This window comes from Herbaspirillum sp. Sphag64, from assembly GCF_014192645.1.
GTDB lineage: Bacteria > Pseudomonadota > Gammaproteobacteria > Burkholderiales > Burkholderiaceae_D > Herbaspirillum.
Window position 1 is genome coordinate 103,300 of sequence record NZ_JACHYE010000002.1, and the last position, 17,024, is coordinate 120,323.

Annotated in this window: 14 protein-coding genes; 11 read left to right on the forward strand and 3 right to left on the reverse strand. The window is 51.8% G+C overall.

Annotated features, from left to right (window positions below; genetic code table 11):
* Positions 1-28 precede the first annotated feature (28 nt).
* From FHW66_RS05495 to FHW66_RS05545, 11 genes are all read left to right on the forward strand, one after another.
* Complete coding sequence (locus FHW66_RS05495; RefSeq protein WP_183378763.1) at positions 29-1,003, forward strand: hypothetical protein; 975 nt, start codon at positions 29-31, stop codon at positions 1,001-1,003.
* 17 nt (positions 1,004-1,020) lie between these two features.
* Positions 1,021-1,869 carry a hypothetical protein gene (locus tag FHW66_RS05500; protein WP_183378764.1) on the forward strand — a complete coding sequence of 283 codons (849 nt, stop codon included), beginning with the start codon at positions 1,021-1,023 and terminating at the stop codon, positions 1,867-1,869.
* Positions 1,869-2,804, forward strand: a complete 936-nt coding sequence (locus tag FHW66_RS05505; protein WP_183378765.1) for a hypothetical protein — start codon at positions 1,869-1,871, stop codon at positions 2,802-2,804. The genes FHW66_RS05500 and FHW66_RS05505 overlap by 1 nt, the downstream gene beginning before the upstream one ends.
* 12 nt (positions 2,805-2,816) lie before the next feature.
* Positions 2,817-4,505 carry a hypothetical protein gene (locus tag FHW66_RS05510; RefSeq protein WP_183378766.1) on the forward strand — a complete coding sequence of 563 codons (1,689 nt, stop codon included), beginning with the start codon at positions 2,817-2,819 and terminating at the stop codon, positions 4,503-4,505.
* Complete coding sequence (locus FHW66_RS05515) at positions 4,505-5,314, forward strand: phage BR0599 family protein (RefSeq protein WP_183378767.1); 810 nt, start codon at positions 4,505-4,507, stop codon at positions 5,312-5,314. The genes FHW66_RS05510 and FHW66_RS05515 overlap by 1 nt, the downstream gene beginning before the upstream one ends.
* Positions 5,315-5,337: 23 nt before the next feature.
* Positions 5,338-5,571, forward strand: a complete 234-nt coding sequence (locus FHW66_RS05520; RefSeq protein ID WP_183378768.1) for a hypothetical protein — start codon at positions 5,338-5,340, stop codon at positions 5,569-5,571.
* Positions 5,572-5,775: 204 nt separating this feature from the next.
* On the forward strand, positions 5,776-7,953 hold the full coding sequence (locus FHW66_RS05525; RefSeq protein WP_183378769.1) for a phage tail protein: 2,178 nt from the start codon (positions 5,776-5,778) through the stop codon (positions 7,951-7,953).
* A 103-nt stretch (positions 7,954-8,056) separates the two neighbouring features.
* Entirely contained in the window at positions 8,057-8,533 is a 477-nt protein-coding gene (locus FHW66_RS05530) for a hypothetical protein (protein ID WP_183378770.1), read from the forward strand.
* Positions 8,530-8,997, forward strand: a complete 468-nt coding sequence (locus tag FHW66_RS05535) for a lysozyme (protein ID WP_183378771.1) — start codon at positions 8,530-8,532, stop codon at positions 8,995-8,997. The genes FHW66_RS05530 and FHW66_RS05535 overlap by 4 nt, the downstream gene beginning before the upstream one ends.
* Before the next feature lie 321 nt (positions 8,998-9,318).
* Positions 9,319-9,603 (forward strand): hypothetical protein, encoded by a 285-nt coding sequence (locus tag FHW66_RS05540; protein WP_183378772.1) that lies wholly within the window; start codon positions 9,319-9,321, stop codon positions 9,601-9,603.
* Between the two features lie 557 nt (positions 9,604-10,160).
* Entirely contained in the window at positions 10,161-11,852 is a 1,692-nt protein-coding gene (locus tag FHW66_RS05545; RefSeq protein WP_183378773.1) for a S9 family peptidase, read from the forward strand.
* Positions 11,853-11,876: 24 nt separating this feature from the next.
* On the opposite strand, the gene FHW66_RS05550 is transcribed toward FHW66_RS05545, so the two are convergent.
* Genes FHW66_RS05550 through FHW66_RS05560 form a run of 3 tightly spaced genes read right to left on the reverse strand, consistent with a single transcriptional unit; the run spans position 11,877 to position 16,909 of the window.
* Complete coding sequence (locus FHW66_RS05550; RefSeq protein WP_370543408.1) at positions 11,877-13,343, reverse strand: TolC family protein; 1,467 nt, start codon at positions 13,341-13,343, stop codon at positions 11,877-11,879.
* Entirely contained in the window at positions 13,333-14,718 is a 1,386-nt protein-coding gene (locus FHW66_RS05555; protein WP_255458835.1) for an HlyD family type I secretion periplasmic adaptor subunit, read from the reverse strand. The genes FHW66_RS05550 and FHW66_RS05555 overlap by 11 nt, the downstream gene beginning before the upstream one ends.
* 49 nt (positions 14,719-14,767) lie before the next feature.
* A complete protein-coding gene (locus FHW66_RS05560; protein WP_304607803.1) occupies positions 14,768-16,909 on the reverse strand; it encodes a type I secretion system permease/ATPase in 2,142 nt (713 codons plus the stop codon).
* Positions 16,910-17,024: the final 115 nt, after the last annotated feature.

Sequence of the window (17,024 nt, forward strand, 5' to 3'; positions counted from 1 at the left end):
ACGCCAATATCAATCACTGATCGAACGCTTGCAGGCAGAGGGAGATACTGAAGGACAAGCCGCCGTATCCCGGCTCATTGATGTCAAAGTGGCGGCAGCAGATCTGGCCGCCTACGAGCGTCAGTTCAACGAGACACTCAGCCGCATGCGCGCCAGCGAGGAAGCCATCAACCTGCAGCGGCAATCCGGCTTACTCAGCGAGTCACAGGCACGGTCACAAATCCTGGCGTTACACCGGGAAACAGGCGTCGCACTCGAGGCATTATTGCCACAACTTGAAGCCAGTGCGGCCGCCATCGGCCCGCAGGCGCTGACACACGTTCAGGCTTGGAAAAACGAAATTACACAGCTCAGACTGGTCGTGGATCAGGTCGCTGTGGCAATTGACGCTTCGCTTCACGACGGACTCACGCAGATGTTCACTGAGTTCGGCAGCGGTGCCAAGTCTGCGCAGGATGCCTTTGCCGGTTTTACCAAGTCCGTGCTTACCTCGATCAATCGTATCGCCTCCCAAAAACTCGCCGATGCCTTGATCGGGAGCTTATTCGGGGCCGCTCCAGGAGGCACAGGTGTTACTGGCGGTGCTGGTAGCGTGGGTGGAATGGGTGCACTGTTCTCATCCTTACTCAAAGGATTCGCCAGTGGCGGGTTGGTGACCGGCCCCGGCACATCGACTAGCGACTCGGTTCCGGCGCGCTTATCTGCAGGGGAATACGTTCTCAATGCCGCAGCAGTGAAACGGGTCGGCGTGGCATTTTTGCAGGGCATCAATGGTCTGTCCACAGGCCCTGAGGTGGCCGGTCCGATACGGAAGTTTGCTGCCGGAGGACTAGTGCCTGCGCCCGCGTCTTCCCCGGCACAGACGACGGGTCAGTCCATGCGTATCGTCAATGTGATTGATCCGGCAATGGCTGCCGATTATCTGACCTCATCGGCAGGAGAAAAAACTATTCTCAACATTTTGCAGCGTAACGCCGGTGCCGTCCGGCAGGTACTTGGCTAAATTGAAGGAGACTCACCATGACAGCTTACATTGATTATGTTGACAACACGATGATGCTGGCGCATTTCAAGATGCTCGAAGCAATCCGGGATGCCTGTCAGACGGAAGGCTGGACCATCCTGCGCTATGACAGTAACCTCCACGAACTGATTATGATGGCGCCGGGTTTGTCCAGTCGTGAACAAATCTTTTGCGGCATCTATTGCTATCAGGACCATGATGCGGATTACTACAATCTGGCGGTAGCCACCATGAAAGGTTATGTCGCTGCCAATGCATTTCTGACCCAGCCGGGAATTTCACCGGTACTCGGGGTACCGGCCCATAATCTGCGTATCGACTACTGGCTCGCTGTGAACGGACAGCGCCTGAATGTGGCCATGAAAGTCGGTACACCGGTCTATGAGTCGTTCGGGATTGGTAAATTTTTTCCGTATGCATCACCCGGCCAATATCCCCAGCCTTTATTCGCGGCAGGTATGCTGAGCACCGTGTCGGCCACCCGCTACTCGGAAATTACCCACACCATGCCATGGAAAGGTCAACGCAACAATCTTCGCATGCATTTCAACGATGGCAGCTGGAAGACGCCACAGGCAACGCCGTGGTGCTCACCAACCGACGCATCATGGGTCCTGCCGATATTAGCCCATAACTGCCGACCGACAGAAGATACCTACGCTTTGTACCCGGTCATTCTGTATGACGCAAAGAATATCTACGGTGTGCTCGATGGGATTTACCACATCACGGGATTTAACAATGTCTCTGAAAATACCCTCGTCATTGATGGCAAAAACTATGTAGTCCTGCAAGACGTCAGCCGAACCTCGTTTGGCGACTACTTCGCACTGGAGCTTTCCTGATGCCTTATGTCACCGGAATCGCCAATAGCGCCGCAGATCTGTGTAATGCCGTAGTCAGTCTCGCTACCGATCATGGCTGGCGCTGGGATAACAGCAACCACATACTGTGCAAAGGTGACATCAATGGACAGCTGACGTCCAGTGACTGCAATCTTCTGGTCCAGTTGGCTATCGGTTATTCGGGCAACACACTGGTCTCTCCCGCTCCTCAAAAAACAGGGATCACTGATCGCCTCGGTTATGCCGGCAATACACTGCTGAGCTACCCACTGACCTACCATATCTTTGTGCATACCGCGCCTGATGAGATCATTGTCGCGGTGAATTACCAACTGATGTGGTGGCAGTGGCTGGCACTGGGTCAGGCGAACAGTTTTGGTGTGCTAGGCAATGCAGTGTGGCAATGGGGCAGCACCACTTCTGATATGAAAATCCAGGCTGGTATCGCGCTGAACGTCGATGGCAGTAGCAGCGGCGGTTATTACGGACATACCTCTGGCGCACCGTTTTGGCAGCCCAATGATGGTAGCGGCGTACCAAATAGTTCAATTTACCTGAACGTCAATGGACACGGCTGGTGGAATAACTCAGTCGGCTACTACAGTGCCAATCCGAACAACGCCCGTGCCTCGATTACCGCAGCTCCTCTGCTGATGACACAACCCAATGCCTGGAACGGAGAAGCTGTACTGATACGCCTCCACATCATGGTGGCGCAACCATCTAATTTCTGGTCACTGGCCGCAGAACTTCCGCATCTCAGGATGCTACGTAACGATTACATCAGTGACGGACAAATCTTGACGATCGGTGCTGAACGCTGGTTTATCGCCCCGGTATATCGCAAGAATACCGTGAGCCGTAGCACATCAGCCTATAAAGATGCGACGCACTCCGGGACGATCGCCATCGCTGTCCGCTACGACGGCCCCTGAACATACATTGTCATGGCAGTCCTGATGGGCGCACGCATCGGCGGGCCACAAGGCGGATCGCATAATCCGAACCTGAGCAGGGACGCAGATTCGCTTATCGCTATTTATCCTTTCGCTGCCAGTGACACCGCGCCTGCGGTGCGCGGCACTTACCGTCGGCAGACACAGATCAGCGTGCCGGCGCGGCGGCAACTGCGTTGTCGTCTGGCACCTGGCTATTTCGAAGATTATTATTTTCGGATGCACCTGCGGCCCGGGCTGATTGATCTCGGAAGTGTGGCTTCTGAGCAAAGTCATACGATTGAGATCTGGAATGCCGGACTGACACCGAATCACCTGATGTCATCCGTCAGTACCGGAGCGCAGGGAATGCGCCTACTTGGCCCCATCCCTGCCCCAACCTGGTTTGCGGCCAATGAGTCCCGGATTTACACGCTGTCAGTCAAACCTGACGGGCCACCAACCGTGAATGCTGTTTTTCTGTTCACGTTCTCACATGGCACAGCCAGCTTGCGCGCCAGCGGACGTCGTATCGTTGCCTGGATTTTTGCGCCGAACTGGACCCGACCAGTCATTGAACGCCTGGAGTGGCTTACTGATGTGATGCAGTCTCATGCTGGCCATGAACAACGCGTGCGGCTGCGGGCTGGTCCCAGACGCAGTGTTGAGTATAGCGTCCTGGTCGGCTGCGACAGCGAACGGGTCCATTTAGAAAATCTGCTCCTTTCCTGGCAGGCCAAAATATTTGGCCTGCCGGTCTGGACCGACGTAGCCCTCGCAACAGAACCTCTCCTAGCTGGCAGCACATCCATTGCACTCACAACAGCAGGTAAAAATTTGACCGTCGGCGGATTACTGGGGCTGGTGTGCGGGATGGCGTATGAATTTGCCGAGATTACCGACGTCCTCCCTTCGTCAGTGACCATCAAAAGTCCCTTGATACAGCGCTGGCCAACAGGCAGTAAAATTCTGCCGGTCTTACCCGCTCGCATTCAGAATGAACTTGGCCTGATTTACCTCAGTAACGCCATCGCTCAGGCTACGGTCCGTTTTCAGTTTGAAGATGAATACTTGCTTCCCAATCTGCCGGAGACACCCGATTACAGAGCTTATCCGGTGTTACTCACGCCCTCGAACTGGGCTGAGGATATTGCGTCTGACTACTCTCGCAAGTGTCAGGAGCTGGACTTTCTGACCGGCCGAAGGATGGTTGACGACCTCTCAGGGATTGCCACAGTACGTCGTACTCACCACTGGTTCCTCAACGGACGCACCCAGATCATGGCGTTTCGCACGTGGTTAGAAAATCGTGCAGGAAGGCTGGGCGCATTCTGGCTACCCAGCTTTCTAGCTGACCTGAAGGTACTGCGTCCAATCAGTGCCTTCGATGCTGCCATCACGGTAGAAAACAGGGCTTACACCACAAACGTACCGGCAGTTGCCGGACGACGCGACATCATGATCACGACGCTCTCAGGCACTACTTACTACCGGCGCATTACCGGTTCGAGCGTGCAGTCTGCAAGTGCCGAGCAGATCGCCATTGACCACGCATTGGGGTGTTCACTGTTGCCGGAGGAAATCGTCAGTGTGTCTTTTATGAAACTGGTGCGTCTGGACAGCGATGCTGTCGAAATTTGTCATCACACCGATGCATTAGCAGAGGCCTCCATTTCCCTTCAAAGTCTGAGAGAGGATTGATGAGCTACGCTGACAAGGAAGCATCTGTTGATGGTGGTCATCCGGTTGAGTTATTCGAATTCCGCCGGGGCGGCAATTCCTGGTGTTATACCAGTGCGGCGCAGGATACCAGTTACGCTTCCTCGCGCTATCTGGCGATCCCGATGAAACGCGGCAGCATCGATCAAAGCGGCGAAATGGGCCGCGCGGGTCTGCGCATCTCGATGACACGTGATGCCGAGATCGTACGCACATTCATTGCCACACCACCGTCAGAGGTCACCCTGCTCACCATCTACCGCCTGCACCGTCACGATGCAGAAGCCATCGCGGTGTGGATGGGACGTGTACTCAATGTGGAATGGCGCGGGAGCGAGGCGGAAATGAACTGTGAGCCGGTCTATACCAGCTTGCAGCGGACCGGTCTGCGCCGGCTCTATCAGCGCAACTGCCCGCATGTTTTATACGGTACGTCATGTCAGGTCAGTTCGGTGATTGTGCGTCTCCCGGCCAAGGTCGCAGGGATAGAAGGCGTGGTGTTGAACGTGCCATCCGCAGCCGGATATCCGGAGGGACATTTTGCGGGCGGTTTTGCGACATGGGCCGCCAGTGGCCTGACCGAGAAACGCATGATCGTCGCCCATACGCGGGATCTCATCACGCTGTCCACGGTACCGCCCAGTCTCACCTCGGGTGATTCCATCCTGCTGTATCCCGGTTGCGACCACACACTGAGCACCTGTGACGCCAAATTTGGGAACAGCGCCAACTTCGGCGGCTTCCCTTTTATTCCCCCCAAAAATCCCTTTGGTGGCGGATCCGTTTACTGAATTCAGATCGTTTAAGTATTGAGATGCCCTGGAGCTACATCGCTGTATGGATCGTCACTGCACTGATCCAGTACGCACTACAACCCAAGCCGCCGCAACCGCAAGCGGCTGAACTCAAGGACTTAGACGCACCGACGGCGGATGAAGGTCGTCCGATACCGGTGGTTTTCGGTACCGTCCTGGTACGCAGCGCTAATGTGGTCTGGTACGGTGATTTACGGACGACGCCGATTAAATCTGACGGAGGAAAGAAATGAAAAATATCCTGGTTACCCACGGCGACATGCGCAGTCTGGGCTATTGCAACCGGGGCGCAAGAGCGTGGTTCAAAAGACACCAGCTCGACTGGTGCGTTTTCCTCGATCACGGACTCCCTGCCCCGACACTGCTGGCAACTCGGGACGGCATGGCAGAAGAAGTCGTCGCTGTGGCCAGGTCAAGAACTCAGGCATGGGAAAACGATGGGTGCTAACGGCAAAGCCCAGACCATCGGCTACCGCTACTACCTTGGCATGCATCTGGTGATCTGCCACGGTCCGGTCGATGCCATCACCGAAATTCAGATCGGAGAGAATATCGCCTGGAGCGGCCAGCTCGGCACCAGCGGCCAGATCCACATCGGCGCCCCCGGATTGTTCGGCGACATCAAACGTGAAGGTGGCGTTTCCGGCAAAGTCGATGTCGCGTTTGGATCAGCGGATCAGCTACCAAATGACTATCTCGAGTCAAAGATAGGCCGCCCCCAGCCAGCCTATCGCGGCGTGCTCAGCCTGATCCTACGCCAGCTCTACATTGCTGCCAATAATCCGTATATCAAACCATGGGCAATACGCGTGAAACGCTGCATGCGGGAATGGAACGGTGCCCAGGCAGAAATCAAGGGAGCGGCCAACCCAGCCCACATCATTTATGAATGTCTGACCAATGATACCTGGGGCATGGGTTATCCCGCAGCCAGTATGGATGAAGAGGCGTTCCGGGTGGCTGCCGATAAGCTTTTCCGGGAAGAATTCGTGCTCAACCTGATCTGGGTACAACAGAGCAAGATCGAGCAGTTCGTCAAAGAAGTGATCGATCATATCGGCGCTGTACTCACTACCTCACCATCCACAGGACGCTTCATCCTGAAACTGATTCGAGCCGACTACCAACTTGCCGGGCTTCCAGTCCTGAATGCGCGCAATGTCATCGAACTGGAAAGCTATCAGCGTGCCGCCTGGGGCGAGACAACCAACGAAGTCGTACTCATCTATACCAATCCAGACAACTTCAAAGATACGAGTATCACCGTACAAGACATTGCCAATATTCAGGCCCAGAGTGCCGTGGTCTCTCAGACCCGGCGCTACCCGGGAATCTGTTCAGACCAGCTCGCTGCCCGCGTAGCGATGCGTGATCTGGCGGCAGTCTCCAACCCGCTGGCCACCGTCAGGCTCAAGGTCAACCGCTCCGCGTGGAATTTAACGCCGGGTGACGTCTTTAAGCTCGAATGGCCGGCATTAGGTATCAATAGTTTAGTCATGCGGATTGCCACCATAGACGGCGGCACACTGACCAACGGCACGATCAGTATTGATGCGGTCGAAGATGTGTTCGGGCTACCTTCAGCGGCCTATACCGCATCGCAAGCAAGCGGCTGGATTGATCCTGTTCCGCTACCGTCGGTCATGCCTCACCGGCGACTGACCGAGGCACCGTATTGGGATCTGGTCCATGCGCTGTCAGCATCCGAGCTGGATTATCTGGATGCGAGCACCTGCTTCATGCAGAGCTTCGGTGTGCGTCCGGCTCCCGGCGCGATGAACTATGACCTGTACAGCAAGACAAGCTCAGCGACCGGCTATCAGCAACGCGGACAGGGCGAGTTTTGTCCGACTGCTGTGCTGGCTACGGCACTGTCACAGGAGACGATCAGTATCGCCAGCTACCACAGTGAACTGGATATCGATCTGGTGACCGTCGGCAGCTATGCCTACATCGGCAACGAAGTTGTTCAGATCAGCGCGCTCAATGCCATCAGTTGCAGTCTGACGTTGGGGCGAGGAATTCTCGACACGGTACCGGTTAAGCATGCAAACGGCAGCCGGATCTGGTTTGCCGATGGCACCCAAGGTACGGATCAGACTGAGTATGCAGCAGGAGAAAACGTCAATGCACGGCTGCTCACCGTCACAGGTAAAGGATCGTTGGCACTGGAGAGCGCACCAACTGACTCACTCACCATGCAGCGCCGACAAAACCGTCCCTACCCGCCCGGCAACGTCAGAATTAACGGTCTGTCCTACCCGCAGCAAGTCAAAGGTGACCTGTTGATCAGTTGGTCTCACCGTGACAGGCTGAGCCAAACAGTGAACCTCGTGCCACAAAACTATTCACATATCGGGCCTGAGCCCGGTGTGACCTACACCCTGCGCATCTATGGAGAAACCGGCAAGCTGTGCCGTACCTACCGTGGTTTGAGCGAAGCCAGTCAGAGCTATAGCCTGGCCGATGACACTACCGAGTCCGGATTGGGCAGGCCCAATACATCCTTGCGCATTGAACTTGAAGCGGACCGCAATGGTGTCGTTAGCCTGCAGAGACATTCCATTTCTTTTGAGCGAATGATCGACGACTCTCAGGCAATACAAGCTAAATAGATGATGTTTATAGAGGACGAACGAGAGCAGAACTTACTCCGGGCAGACCTCCGGAGCGCACGGCATTTGCGTTAGATAAATTAACAATACACAGAGGTGAATAGTGATCGAGACACTTTTTGGGGGACTGCTCGGAGGCGTGTTCCGGTTAGCACCAGAATTACTCAAATGGCTGGACCGTCAGGGCGAGCGCCATCATGAACTGGCTATGCAGGACAAGGCACTCGAATTCGAAAAGCTGCGCGGTGCGCAACGTATGGCTGAGATCGGTGCGAATGCAGATGCGGCGTGGAATACGGGAGCGCTGGCCAGCCTGCGTGAAGCCATACGCGCGCAAGGCGAATCAAGCACCGTACGCTGGGTGGATGCACTCTCCTCCAGTGTACGACCTGTGATTACCTATTGGCTGATGGCCTTGTACTGTGCAGCAAAGTCCGCAGTGTTCGTTGCAGCAATCAATGCTGGCGCAGGATTGATTACTGCCATCGTGCATGCCTGGACTGAATCAGATCAGGCGCTATGGGCCGGCGTATTGAATTTTTGGTTTCTCGGGCGTGTGTTTGACAAGGTAAAACTATGATCGCAGTCCCACAAACAGCAACTGATTTGGTTAAACAATTTGAAGGACTCGAACGCAGGATCAGACGCGGTAGCGTCATTACGGTTGTCCCCTACCGCTGCCCTGCTGGATTCTGGACGATAGGTTATGGTCATCTTTGCAACGCGAATCATCCGCCCATTTCCAAGGCAGAAGCTGATGCGTATCTGCTTGCTGATCTGGATAAGGCGCTTGCAGCTACCTTGCGCTGCTGCCCTGTTCTCTTGCTCGAGTCAGAGAAGCGATTAGCTGCGATGGTGGACTTTTGTTTTAACCTGGGGGCCGGGCGGCTGCAGACGTCTACTCTTCGTCGCAGAGTCAATCAGCGTGACTGGAATGCTGCGGCGCAAGAGCTACGGCGTTGGATCTACGCTGGCGGTAAAGTCTTGCCTGGCTTGGTGACCCGGCGTGAGACTGAGGTACGTATGCTCAGTGCCGGCAGCTGAGTCCAGCAGATCAGAGACACCTCGCGTTTGTAATAAAAGATTGATAACAAGACCTTGCTTTCAGAGAAAAATAGTTTATAAATAACAATGTTTCTCATTATGCAATTTCTCTCCTCACTAAGTGCTCAAGCTAGTCGAATCCGATGTAAGCCGTTCTGCAGACCAGCAACGGCTCTCGGAGAATTTCCACTCAGTGACGCGCGACCATTCTGATGGATTGAGTTCGCCATAAGAAAACAGATACCCAGAATATTCCAACGGTGTTAAGTGTCTGACGCTGGACGGAATCCGCTTACAACTCAGTCAGTAAGGAATAATCCGATGCCAGTCGATTTTGGAGGAGTTGCGCTTTATGATCTGACAGAGGTTCAAGAGCTAAAAAACGTAGTTCCCAACGTCTTGATGCTGCGCGTTTTAAAAATTGATGCGTCGGATTTTTTGATCGGAATCATCGCGGTCGACGATCAGTGTGATTTCACGACTGCGGATGTCTATGGCTTGGTTCGAGATCACGATTCTGAATACCCTTCAACCTACTCGCATAAGGCTATCAAATCTGCGATGACTGATCTGGCAGATTATTTGAAAGTGCCGATCGTCATGTGATTGAGATCATTACTTGAGACTGCGGACCAATTGGTGGTCGGCATCGTTTGGCACCGACTGCAAGGTGCGCGACTTAATCAACTTCCACATACCCGCCAGCCCAGTCTCGTCATGAAATATGCCTGGCTGCTGCCACAGACCCTAACTGAATTGAGCGCCTGCTTGCTCAGCCCGACGCGCCAGCAGGATGAACAGTGCTAGCTGCGCCAACCTTGGCGCTCCCAATTGCGCCGGTCCACCATCGAACAACCCGACGCTGCGCAAGGATTGCAGACGCAGGGCCGGTTCCGGGCCGATAAATAACAGCTCGCCGCTAGCGGCGCGACGAATCGAGTTTCTTGGTAGGGCTCATCCAAGTTGTAAAAATATAATTTTACGACATTGTGCATTTATGATTTAATTATAGAAAAAATTTCACACCCACCAAAATTAATATCCTTAGCTCCGAAAATATTATAGCCACCCGACCATCTTTCCTTAAAAAATATAACTTTTCAAAAAATTAAATCACATACAATAATAAATATAAATTTTATAAATTTACATAAACAGTTGATATGCTATTTTCCACAGAAAAAATAAAAAAAATATTTACAATTATTTCCTGCTCTGGACTGATTACTGTATTCACAAACCCAACTCAAGCAGTTGAACCAACTGCTGAATCTAATCAAATTCAATCCACTAGGCAGGAAATAAGTGCATGGAAAGTCGACACAATTCCATTACAAAAAATGACCGATATCGGGGATGCTAGCATTGATGTCGCCGTTCGCGAACCGTCTACAAACATTCCCATTAAGAGTATTCTTTTGTATGCATCTGCAGATAATAAATCTGCAATCAATCTTCATCTGAGAGCCAATACCCCTTGGATAAGAATATCGTCCAACCTGAATGATAAGGGTATTGTCGTTGCATTTTCTGATGTAGCCAGCGATGCTAACGGCAGATATCCTCAAGTACGTTCGAGCGAATTCAAAAGAGACCTGATACAAACCATAAAATATTTAAAAAATAAGTATCCAGACATTCCCATAGATCTAGGAGTTTATTCAAATACCGCAATACCTACTCTCGATGCATTAGATTCAATTGAAGATGTGCGCAAAACAATTATTCTGAATGGAGATTTTATTTTTGGTAGAACACATGAATGGGGAAATTTGAAATCACCTGTTTTATTGATTCAGACTCCAACATCAAAATGCTTCCGCTCCCCCACTTATGAAGCACAATTTGTTGCTAAGAAAAACCATTTTTTGTTTATAACTGCAGGCTATGCCGAAACTGAACTCAGTCCGACTTGTAATCTACTGTCCCAATACGGTCTGCACGGCTTGGATAAAGAACTTACAGAATCGGTTGCAAATTGGTGCAATGGTCAGGAAGCCCCCAAAAATATCGGCTATGCGCACCCGCAAGTTGCATGGCATGAAGAGATCGTCCATTACGAAGCACCGGGAATGATAGGAAAAAAACAATTGGAAATGACATTGATGTTCCCAGAAGGAACCAGTCCGTTTCCTATTTTCATATTCAATCATGGTGACATATTGCCTGCATCTACTGAGATGAAAGAAAAAGTAAGGGTACGCATAATGCAAGTTGCGTATGAGTTTCTAAAATATGGAATTGCGGTAGCATTTCCAAGTCGTCCAGGGGTTGGATTTTCTGAGGGAGTTTACCCGACCGGGCACGGCCCCAATGATGGCGACCCACTCTACATTGCAAGATTTCACACAGATAGTATTTTGCCTGCGATTGACTACCTTAGAAATCGGCGAGAGATCGACACCCATAAAATCATCATAGGCGGGCAATCTGCAGGTGCCTACGCCGCAATGTATATCGCCAGTCAAAATATTGATGGAATTATTGGAGCGGTCAATTTTTCTGGCGGTCGAACCGACGCGAATCTGAGACAGGCTGCAAGCTATAGCAATCCAACAATGATAGCTGGGTTCGAAGAACTCGGAAGGACTACACATATCCCGTCAATCTGGATCTATGCAGAAGACGATAGCAAATTTACTGTAAATACTATCCGTACTAGCTATAAAGTGTATACAGATGCTGGCGGTAAGGCGGACCTACTATTAGCGCCTTCGATACCAGGAGATGGTCACTTCGTATTCCTATATCCAACGCTGTGGAGTTTAGCCCTCACAAAATTTTTTGAAGAAATAGGGATTCCCAAACCAGAAAATATCCAATTGACCGGAAAAAGCGATACTTCTTCGCAATAACTAGAATCAAATTACGCAGCCTACTCAAGGCTGCGCAATATTCCACATCCCCAGTTTCCCGAGCGTAGCGGCCAACTGTAAACGAGCAGTGCGCCAGTCTGTCAGTGATTGAATACGCTGTTTCTTAGCTCCAGCCAATGCTGCTTGTGAGTTTAGTAATTCCAAAATATTTCCAACACCTGCCAGATAACGATGCAAAGAAGCGTCGAACGATCGTTGCGCAATATCTAACAGGGTCGCGCTATTGCCCACATTCTCCGTCGCTGTGCGCAAAGCATGCTCGCTCGACCAGACATCCAGCCCTACTTTCTGTCGCGCTTCTTCCAGCGTAGCACGTGCAAGTTCGGCTTGAGCTTCCGCTTGTCTCACTTGGTAGGTTCGAGCAAATCCCTCGAATATCGGCATTGTGAGCTGCACTCCAATATATCTGTCACTCGCTGTGGAGGGCAAACCTGGCTGCCCCAGACTAGGACTAACAGGCTGATTGTTCCAACTATACTTGCCCGTCATGCTCACCTGCGGTAGTCCTTCAGCAACGACCTGTCGCACTTTCTCCAGAGCGGCATTTAATTGTGCCTGCGCTGCACGAACATTGGGATGAGTCTGCTTGGCATCCAGAATCAAATCATCCAGTGACTGCCTAAATTCTGAGGGCGTCACCACGCCTTCAGTCACATCTGGCAAATCGATTGGCAAATTGGGATCAAGATCTAAATCCGACATCAGGGTACCCAAAGCAACTTCCCAGTCTCCTTCAGCCTTGGTCCGACTGAAAACTGCCTGAGCATAAACCGTCTGTGCCTGCAACTGGTCGCTGATGGGAGCAACGCCTTTGTCGACACGACCACTCGCAGCCTTGAAACTATCCTTGGCTGATTGCTCAATATCGTTAGCGGCAATCAAGCCACCATAGGCTGCCTGAGCCGCATAAAAGTCCTTGGCCGCCGTCATAAACGTGCTTTGCAATGCAGCCTCATGATTCGCTTGGGCAGCAGCCAACAATTCAGAAGCGTTGTTTAACGCCGCGCTACGACCACCAAAATCATAAAGTAACCAACTCAGAGAAACACTGGCCGAACGCTCAGATGCTGTTTGCCTGGAACTCAAGTCTGGGAAACCACTGATAGTCGTCCGGGAATTGTCCCTGATTGCCTGCCAGGTTGACGATACCGTCGGCAGGTAGGCTGCCTTGGCGATACCGACATTCGCCGTTTGTATCTTGACTGTCGCCCATGCTTCTCTGGTCTTGGGGTTATTGCATAAGGAGCGCTCTATCGCTTCCTTCAAAGTTAAAGGTTTGCCGACAGGACCAAAAGTGCACACGCCTTGTGAGCTCTCCGCTACCAACATCGAGCCCGCGACTTCTGGTGGTACCGCCAGATCCGTACGAAACACATCTAGTGCGCTAACTACCGGTGCCAAGGCCAGCAATGTAATTCCCAGCAATACTTGCCGATACTGTTTGCAGGTTTTACTTAAATCAACGCTCACGCATACTCTCCTGCGATGTCTGCATCAGCGGATCCAGGAAGTAATACACAACACTACGTTTGCCTGTTTTGATTTCAGCGGTTACTTCCATTCCGGGTGTCAGTGCAACCCATTTATCGTGAATATGCATCCTGTTCGTGGGCAACTTGATATGTGCCATGAACGTCAGCCCCAGCTTCTTGTCCTGCACGGCATCGTTAGAGACGGACACGACCTTGCCTGTCAGGTAGCCATATTGTGTATAAGGAAAAGCTTCGAGCTTGACCACCGCATCCTGCCCGACATTCACAAAGCCAATATCCTTGTTCTCGACACTGACTTCTACCTCTACGGCATCGTCTGGCACAATTTCCATTACCGATTGTGCGGCTGTCACTACACCGCCCAAGGTATGTACGACCAGTTGCTGTACCGTGCCAGACACAGGTGCCGTCAAGCTCATCAATTTTTGGCGAGTATCTGCCTTGGTTTCGTTATTGCTGCTTTGTGCAGCCTGCTGGCTCGCCTTATCCAATAAATCCAGTTGCTCGCGCCTGAACTGAGACGTAATCGAAGCAATCTCTGCATGCTGCTGGACGATGGCTGCCGAGAGCTGGTGGGCATGACTGCGTAAGGCCGTCAGCTCATGCTCCTGTCCGAGTGCGTTTTGTTCCTTGTCCAGATAGTCATTTTTAGCGACATATTTTTCAGCCAACAATGCCTGATAATTATCTGCCTGTTGTCTTGCAAGCGGTGCCGTCGCTTGCAGCTTGGCGATTTCTTTATTGGTGTTGTCCAGTTCTGCCTCCCGTTTGGCCAGTTCAGCCTGGGCACTGGCATATTTATCCTGATACTCACGGTACAAGCCATCTGCAAAATGTTGTGCTTGTTGTTGCTCTTCAGCAGAGGCACCTTGGACCATCGCGACCAGCGGTACTTTCTGTGCTTTCTGCGCATCTAGTAGCGCCTGCGATCTGACCATGGCCAGTTGCGCGCTGATTTTGGCGGATCTTGCGTTGTCGGCATCTGCCGCAGCCTGCGTCGGATCCAGCTCCATCAGCAATTGACCTGCTTTCACACGTTGGCCGTCACTCACCAGAATGCGTTTTACCACGCCAGTAATAGCTGGCTGAATGACCTTTACGCGCGCATCCGGTAATAACTTGCCTTTGGCCACAGCGACGATGTCGAGTTGACCAAAAATGGCAATACCAAGAATGATGATCGTTAACACAACGATGCTAATCATGGTCCAGCGCGGTAAGGGATGTACCGGTGTTTCAACCAGCTCGAGATTGGCTGGCAAAAATGCTAGCTCATGTGACTGGCGTGGTTGCGTATCGAGTTGATGACGTACCGCCCAGGCGGCCTTAAAAACAGCTTGATATCGGCGCATCAGATCAGTGAGCGCCTTAACTCTCAAAAATTGCATGGTTTAAATCGACTCAGCTATTTTGAAGGGAGACCAGATGGGCGTAGTAACCCGCTTGTTTGAGCAATTGGTCATGCGTGCCACTTTCCACAATCAATCCCTTATCCATGGCGACGATATGATCAGCATTACGGACCGCCGACAGGCGATGCGCAATGATAATCACCGTGCGTCCCTGGCAGATCGAACGCATGTTCTGCTGGACAATACGCTCCGTTTCAAAGTCCAGTGCACTGGTTGCTTCATCAAAAATCAGAATGCGGGGGTTACTCACCAATGCACGTGCAATCGCAATACGTTGCCGCTGACCACCTGATAAGCTAGAACCATGTTCACCAACCATGGTGTCGTAACCCTCTGCCAACTCCAGAATAAATTCATGCGCCCCAGCCAGCTTTGCGGCATGAATCACATGATCAAGCGAAATACCGGGATCGCTGACTGCAATGTTGTCCCGTATGGAGCGGTTAAACAGCATGTTTTCTTGCAACACGACGCCAATCTGCCTTCGCAGCCATGCAGGGTCGGCTAACGCCAGATCGATGCCATCAACACGGACTCGGCCATGCTCAGGTACGTACAGACGTTGCAGCAATTTAGTCAATGTACTTTTACCTGATCCCGAACGCCCGACGATGCCAATCACCTGCCCAGCATGAATATTTAAGGACACACCATTTAAAATTGGTGGCCCATCGGCCCGATAGCGAAAACGTATGTCTTCAAAACTAACATCGCCACGAATGGCTGGCAGTGCTTGACGACTTTGCGGCAACTCATTACGTGTATTCAAGATATCACCGAGTCGCCCCATCGAGATCCCGACCTGCTGGAAATCCTGCCATAGCTGGGCCAATCGCAACACAGGAGCGGCGACGCGCTGCGACATCATGTTAAAAGCAATCAACTGACCCACCGACAGCTTGCCGTCGATCACAAGTTTGGCACCAAAGTACAGGGTTAATAAGGTCACCAATTTACCGACCAGCTGAATCAGCTGCTGTCCGATATTACCAAGCGAACTGACTCTAAAACCTGCCGCAACATACGCTGATAGTTGGTTATCCCAGCGCCGCGTGAATTGTGGCTCGACTGCCATCGATTTCACTGTTTCTGCACTGGATACCGTCTCCACCAAGAAAGATTGGTTATCGGCGCTGCGTGCAAATTTCTCATTGAGTCGGTTACGCAGTATCGGATTGAGCACCATCGAGATCATGCCGTAGATCGGCAAAGAGATCACCACAATCAGCGTCAACCAGACACTGTAAATACACATCACCCCGATAAAGATGACGGAGAAGATCAAGTCCAGCACTGCCGTTAAGGCCTGACCAGTGAGAAAACTGCGAATATTCTCCAGCTCACGCATACGCGCTACGGTGTCACCAACACGACGTGAACCAAAATAGCTCAGGGGTAACGTCAACAGATGGCGGAACAAGCGCGCACCTAGCTCTACATCAATACGATTGGTCGTATGCGCAAAAACATAATTGCGCAGGCCTGTGAGTAATATCTCGAACACCGAGCTGACCAATAAGGCTACACAAACAACGTTCAAGGTACTGAATGCGCGGTTGACCAGCACCTTGTCCATCACCACCTGGAACATCAATGGCGAGACCAAGCCGAAAAGCTGCAATATTGCCGAGACGATAAATACTTCAAGCAATAGGCGGCGATATTTCACGACCGCCGGAATAAACCAGGAAAAATCGAAGCGAGCTAACTCTCCTGCAAGAGATGCCCGCGACGCAAATAGCAACATACGTCCATCGGATCTTGCGATAACTTCACTCGGTGGTTTTACCGTGGGACTGCTCTCTGTAACTTCCAGAACGAGCGCCTTCTCAGCATCGCAGCCCGCCAGAATAAAGTGCTGACCATCATGACTTAATACCAATGCGGGAAATGGCGTATGAGGGAGGCGCTCTGGATCTATTTTGACATTGCGGGTCTTCAACCCGATTGAGCGTGCGGCCAACGCCAAATCACGGTCACTGAAGGCCTGAGAGCTTGTACCTGCAGCGTGTTGCAACTGGGCGGCATCTACCGCAATGCCGTGATAGCGGGCGATTAAAACCAATGCGGCCAAACCTGGATCAATGGGTGGCGCCATTTCCACTGGCGCTTCTTGTAACTGGACGCTCATATTCTTAATACATTAACGTGATACTTGTTTTGGACGATATACAACCTGCCAAGCCCCATCATTAAAAATGCCCGTAACCGAAGTCACGGGCATTTTTTGCTGATGAAAAGAACGA

Bases quoted from the DNA above. Each gene is read 5' to 3' on its own strand.
- FHW66_RS05560 (WP_304607803.1), bottom strand. From the start codon at position 16,909: ATGAGCGTCCAGTTACAAGAAGCGCCAGTGGAAATGGCGCCACCCATT.
- FHW66_RS05510 (WP_183378766.1), top strand. From the start codon at position 2,817: ATGGCAGTCCTGATGGGCGCACGCATCGGCGGGCCACAAGGCGGATCG.
- FHW66_RS05555 (WP_255458835.1), bottom strand. From the start codon at position 14,718: ATGCGCCGATATCAAGCTGTTTTTAAGGCCGCCTGGGCGGTACGTCAT.
- FHW66_RS05525 (WP_183378769.1), top strand. From the start codon at position 5,776: ATGGGTGCTAACGGCAAAGCCCAGACCATCGGCTACCGCTACTACCTT.
- FHW66_RS05545 (WP_183378773.1), top strand. From the start codon at position 10,161: ATGCTATTTTCCACAGAAAAAATAAAAAAAATATTTACAATTATTTCC.
- FHW66_RS05540 (WP_183378772.1), top strand. From the start codon at position 9,319: ATGCCAGTCGATTTTGGAGGAGTTGCGCTTTATGATCTGACAGAGGTT.
- FHW66_RS05520 (WP_183378768.1), top strand. From the start codon at position 5,338: ATGCCCTGGAGCTACATCGCTGTATGGATCGTCACTGCACTGATCCAG.
- FHW66_RS05535 (WP_183378771.1), top strand. From the start codon at position 8,530: ATGATCGCAGTCCCACAAACAGCAACTGATTTGGTTAAACAATTTGAA.
- FHW66_RS05500 (WP_183378764.1), top strand. From the start codon at position 1,021: ATGACAGCTTACATTGATTATGTTGACAACACGATGATGCTGGCGCAT.
- FHW66_RS05515 (WP_183378767.1), top strand. From the start codon at position 4,505: ATGAGCTACGCTGACAAGGAAGCATCTGTTGATGGTGGTCATCCGGTT.
- FHW66_RS05505 (WP_183378765.1), top strand. From the start codon at position 1,869: ATGCCTTATGTCACCGGAATCGCCAATAGCGCCGCAGATCTGTGTAAT.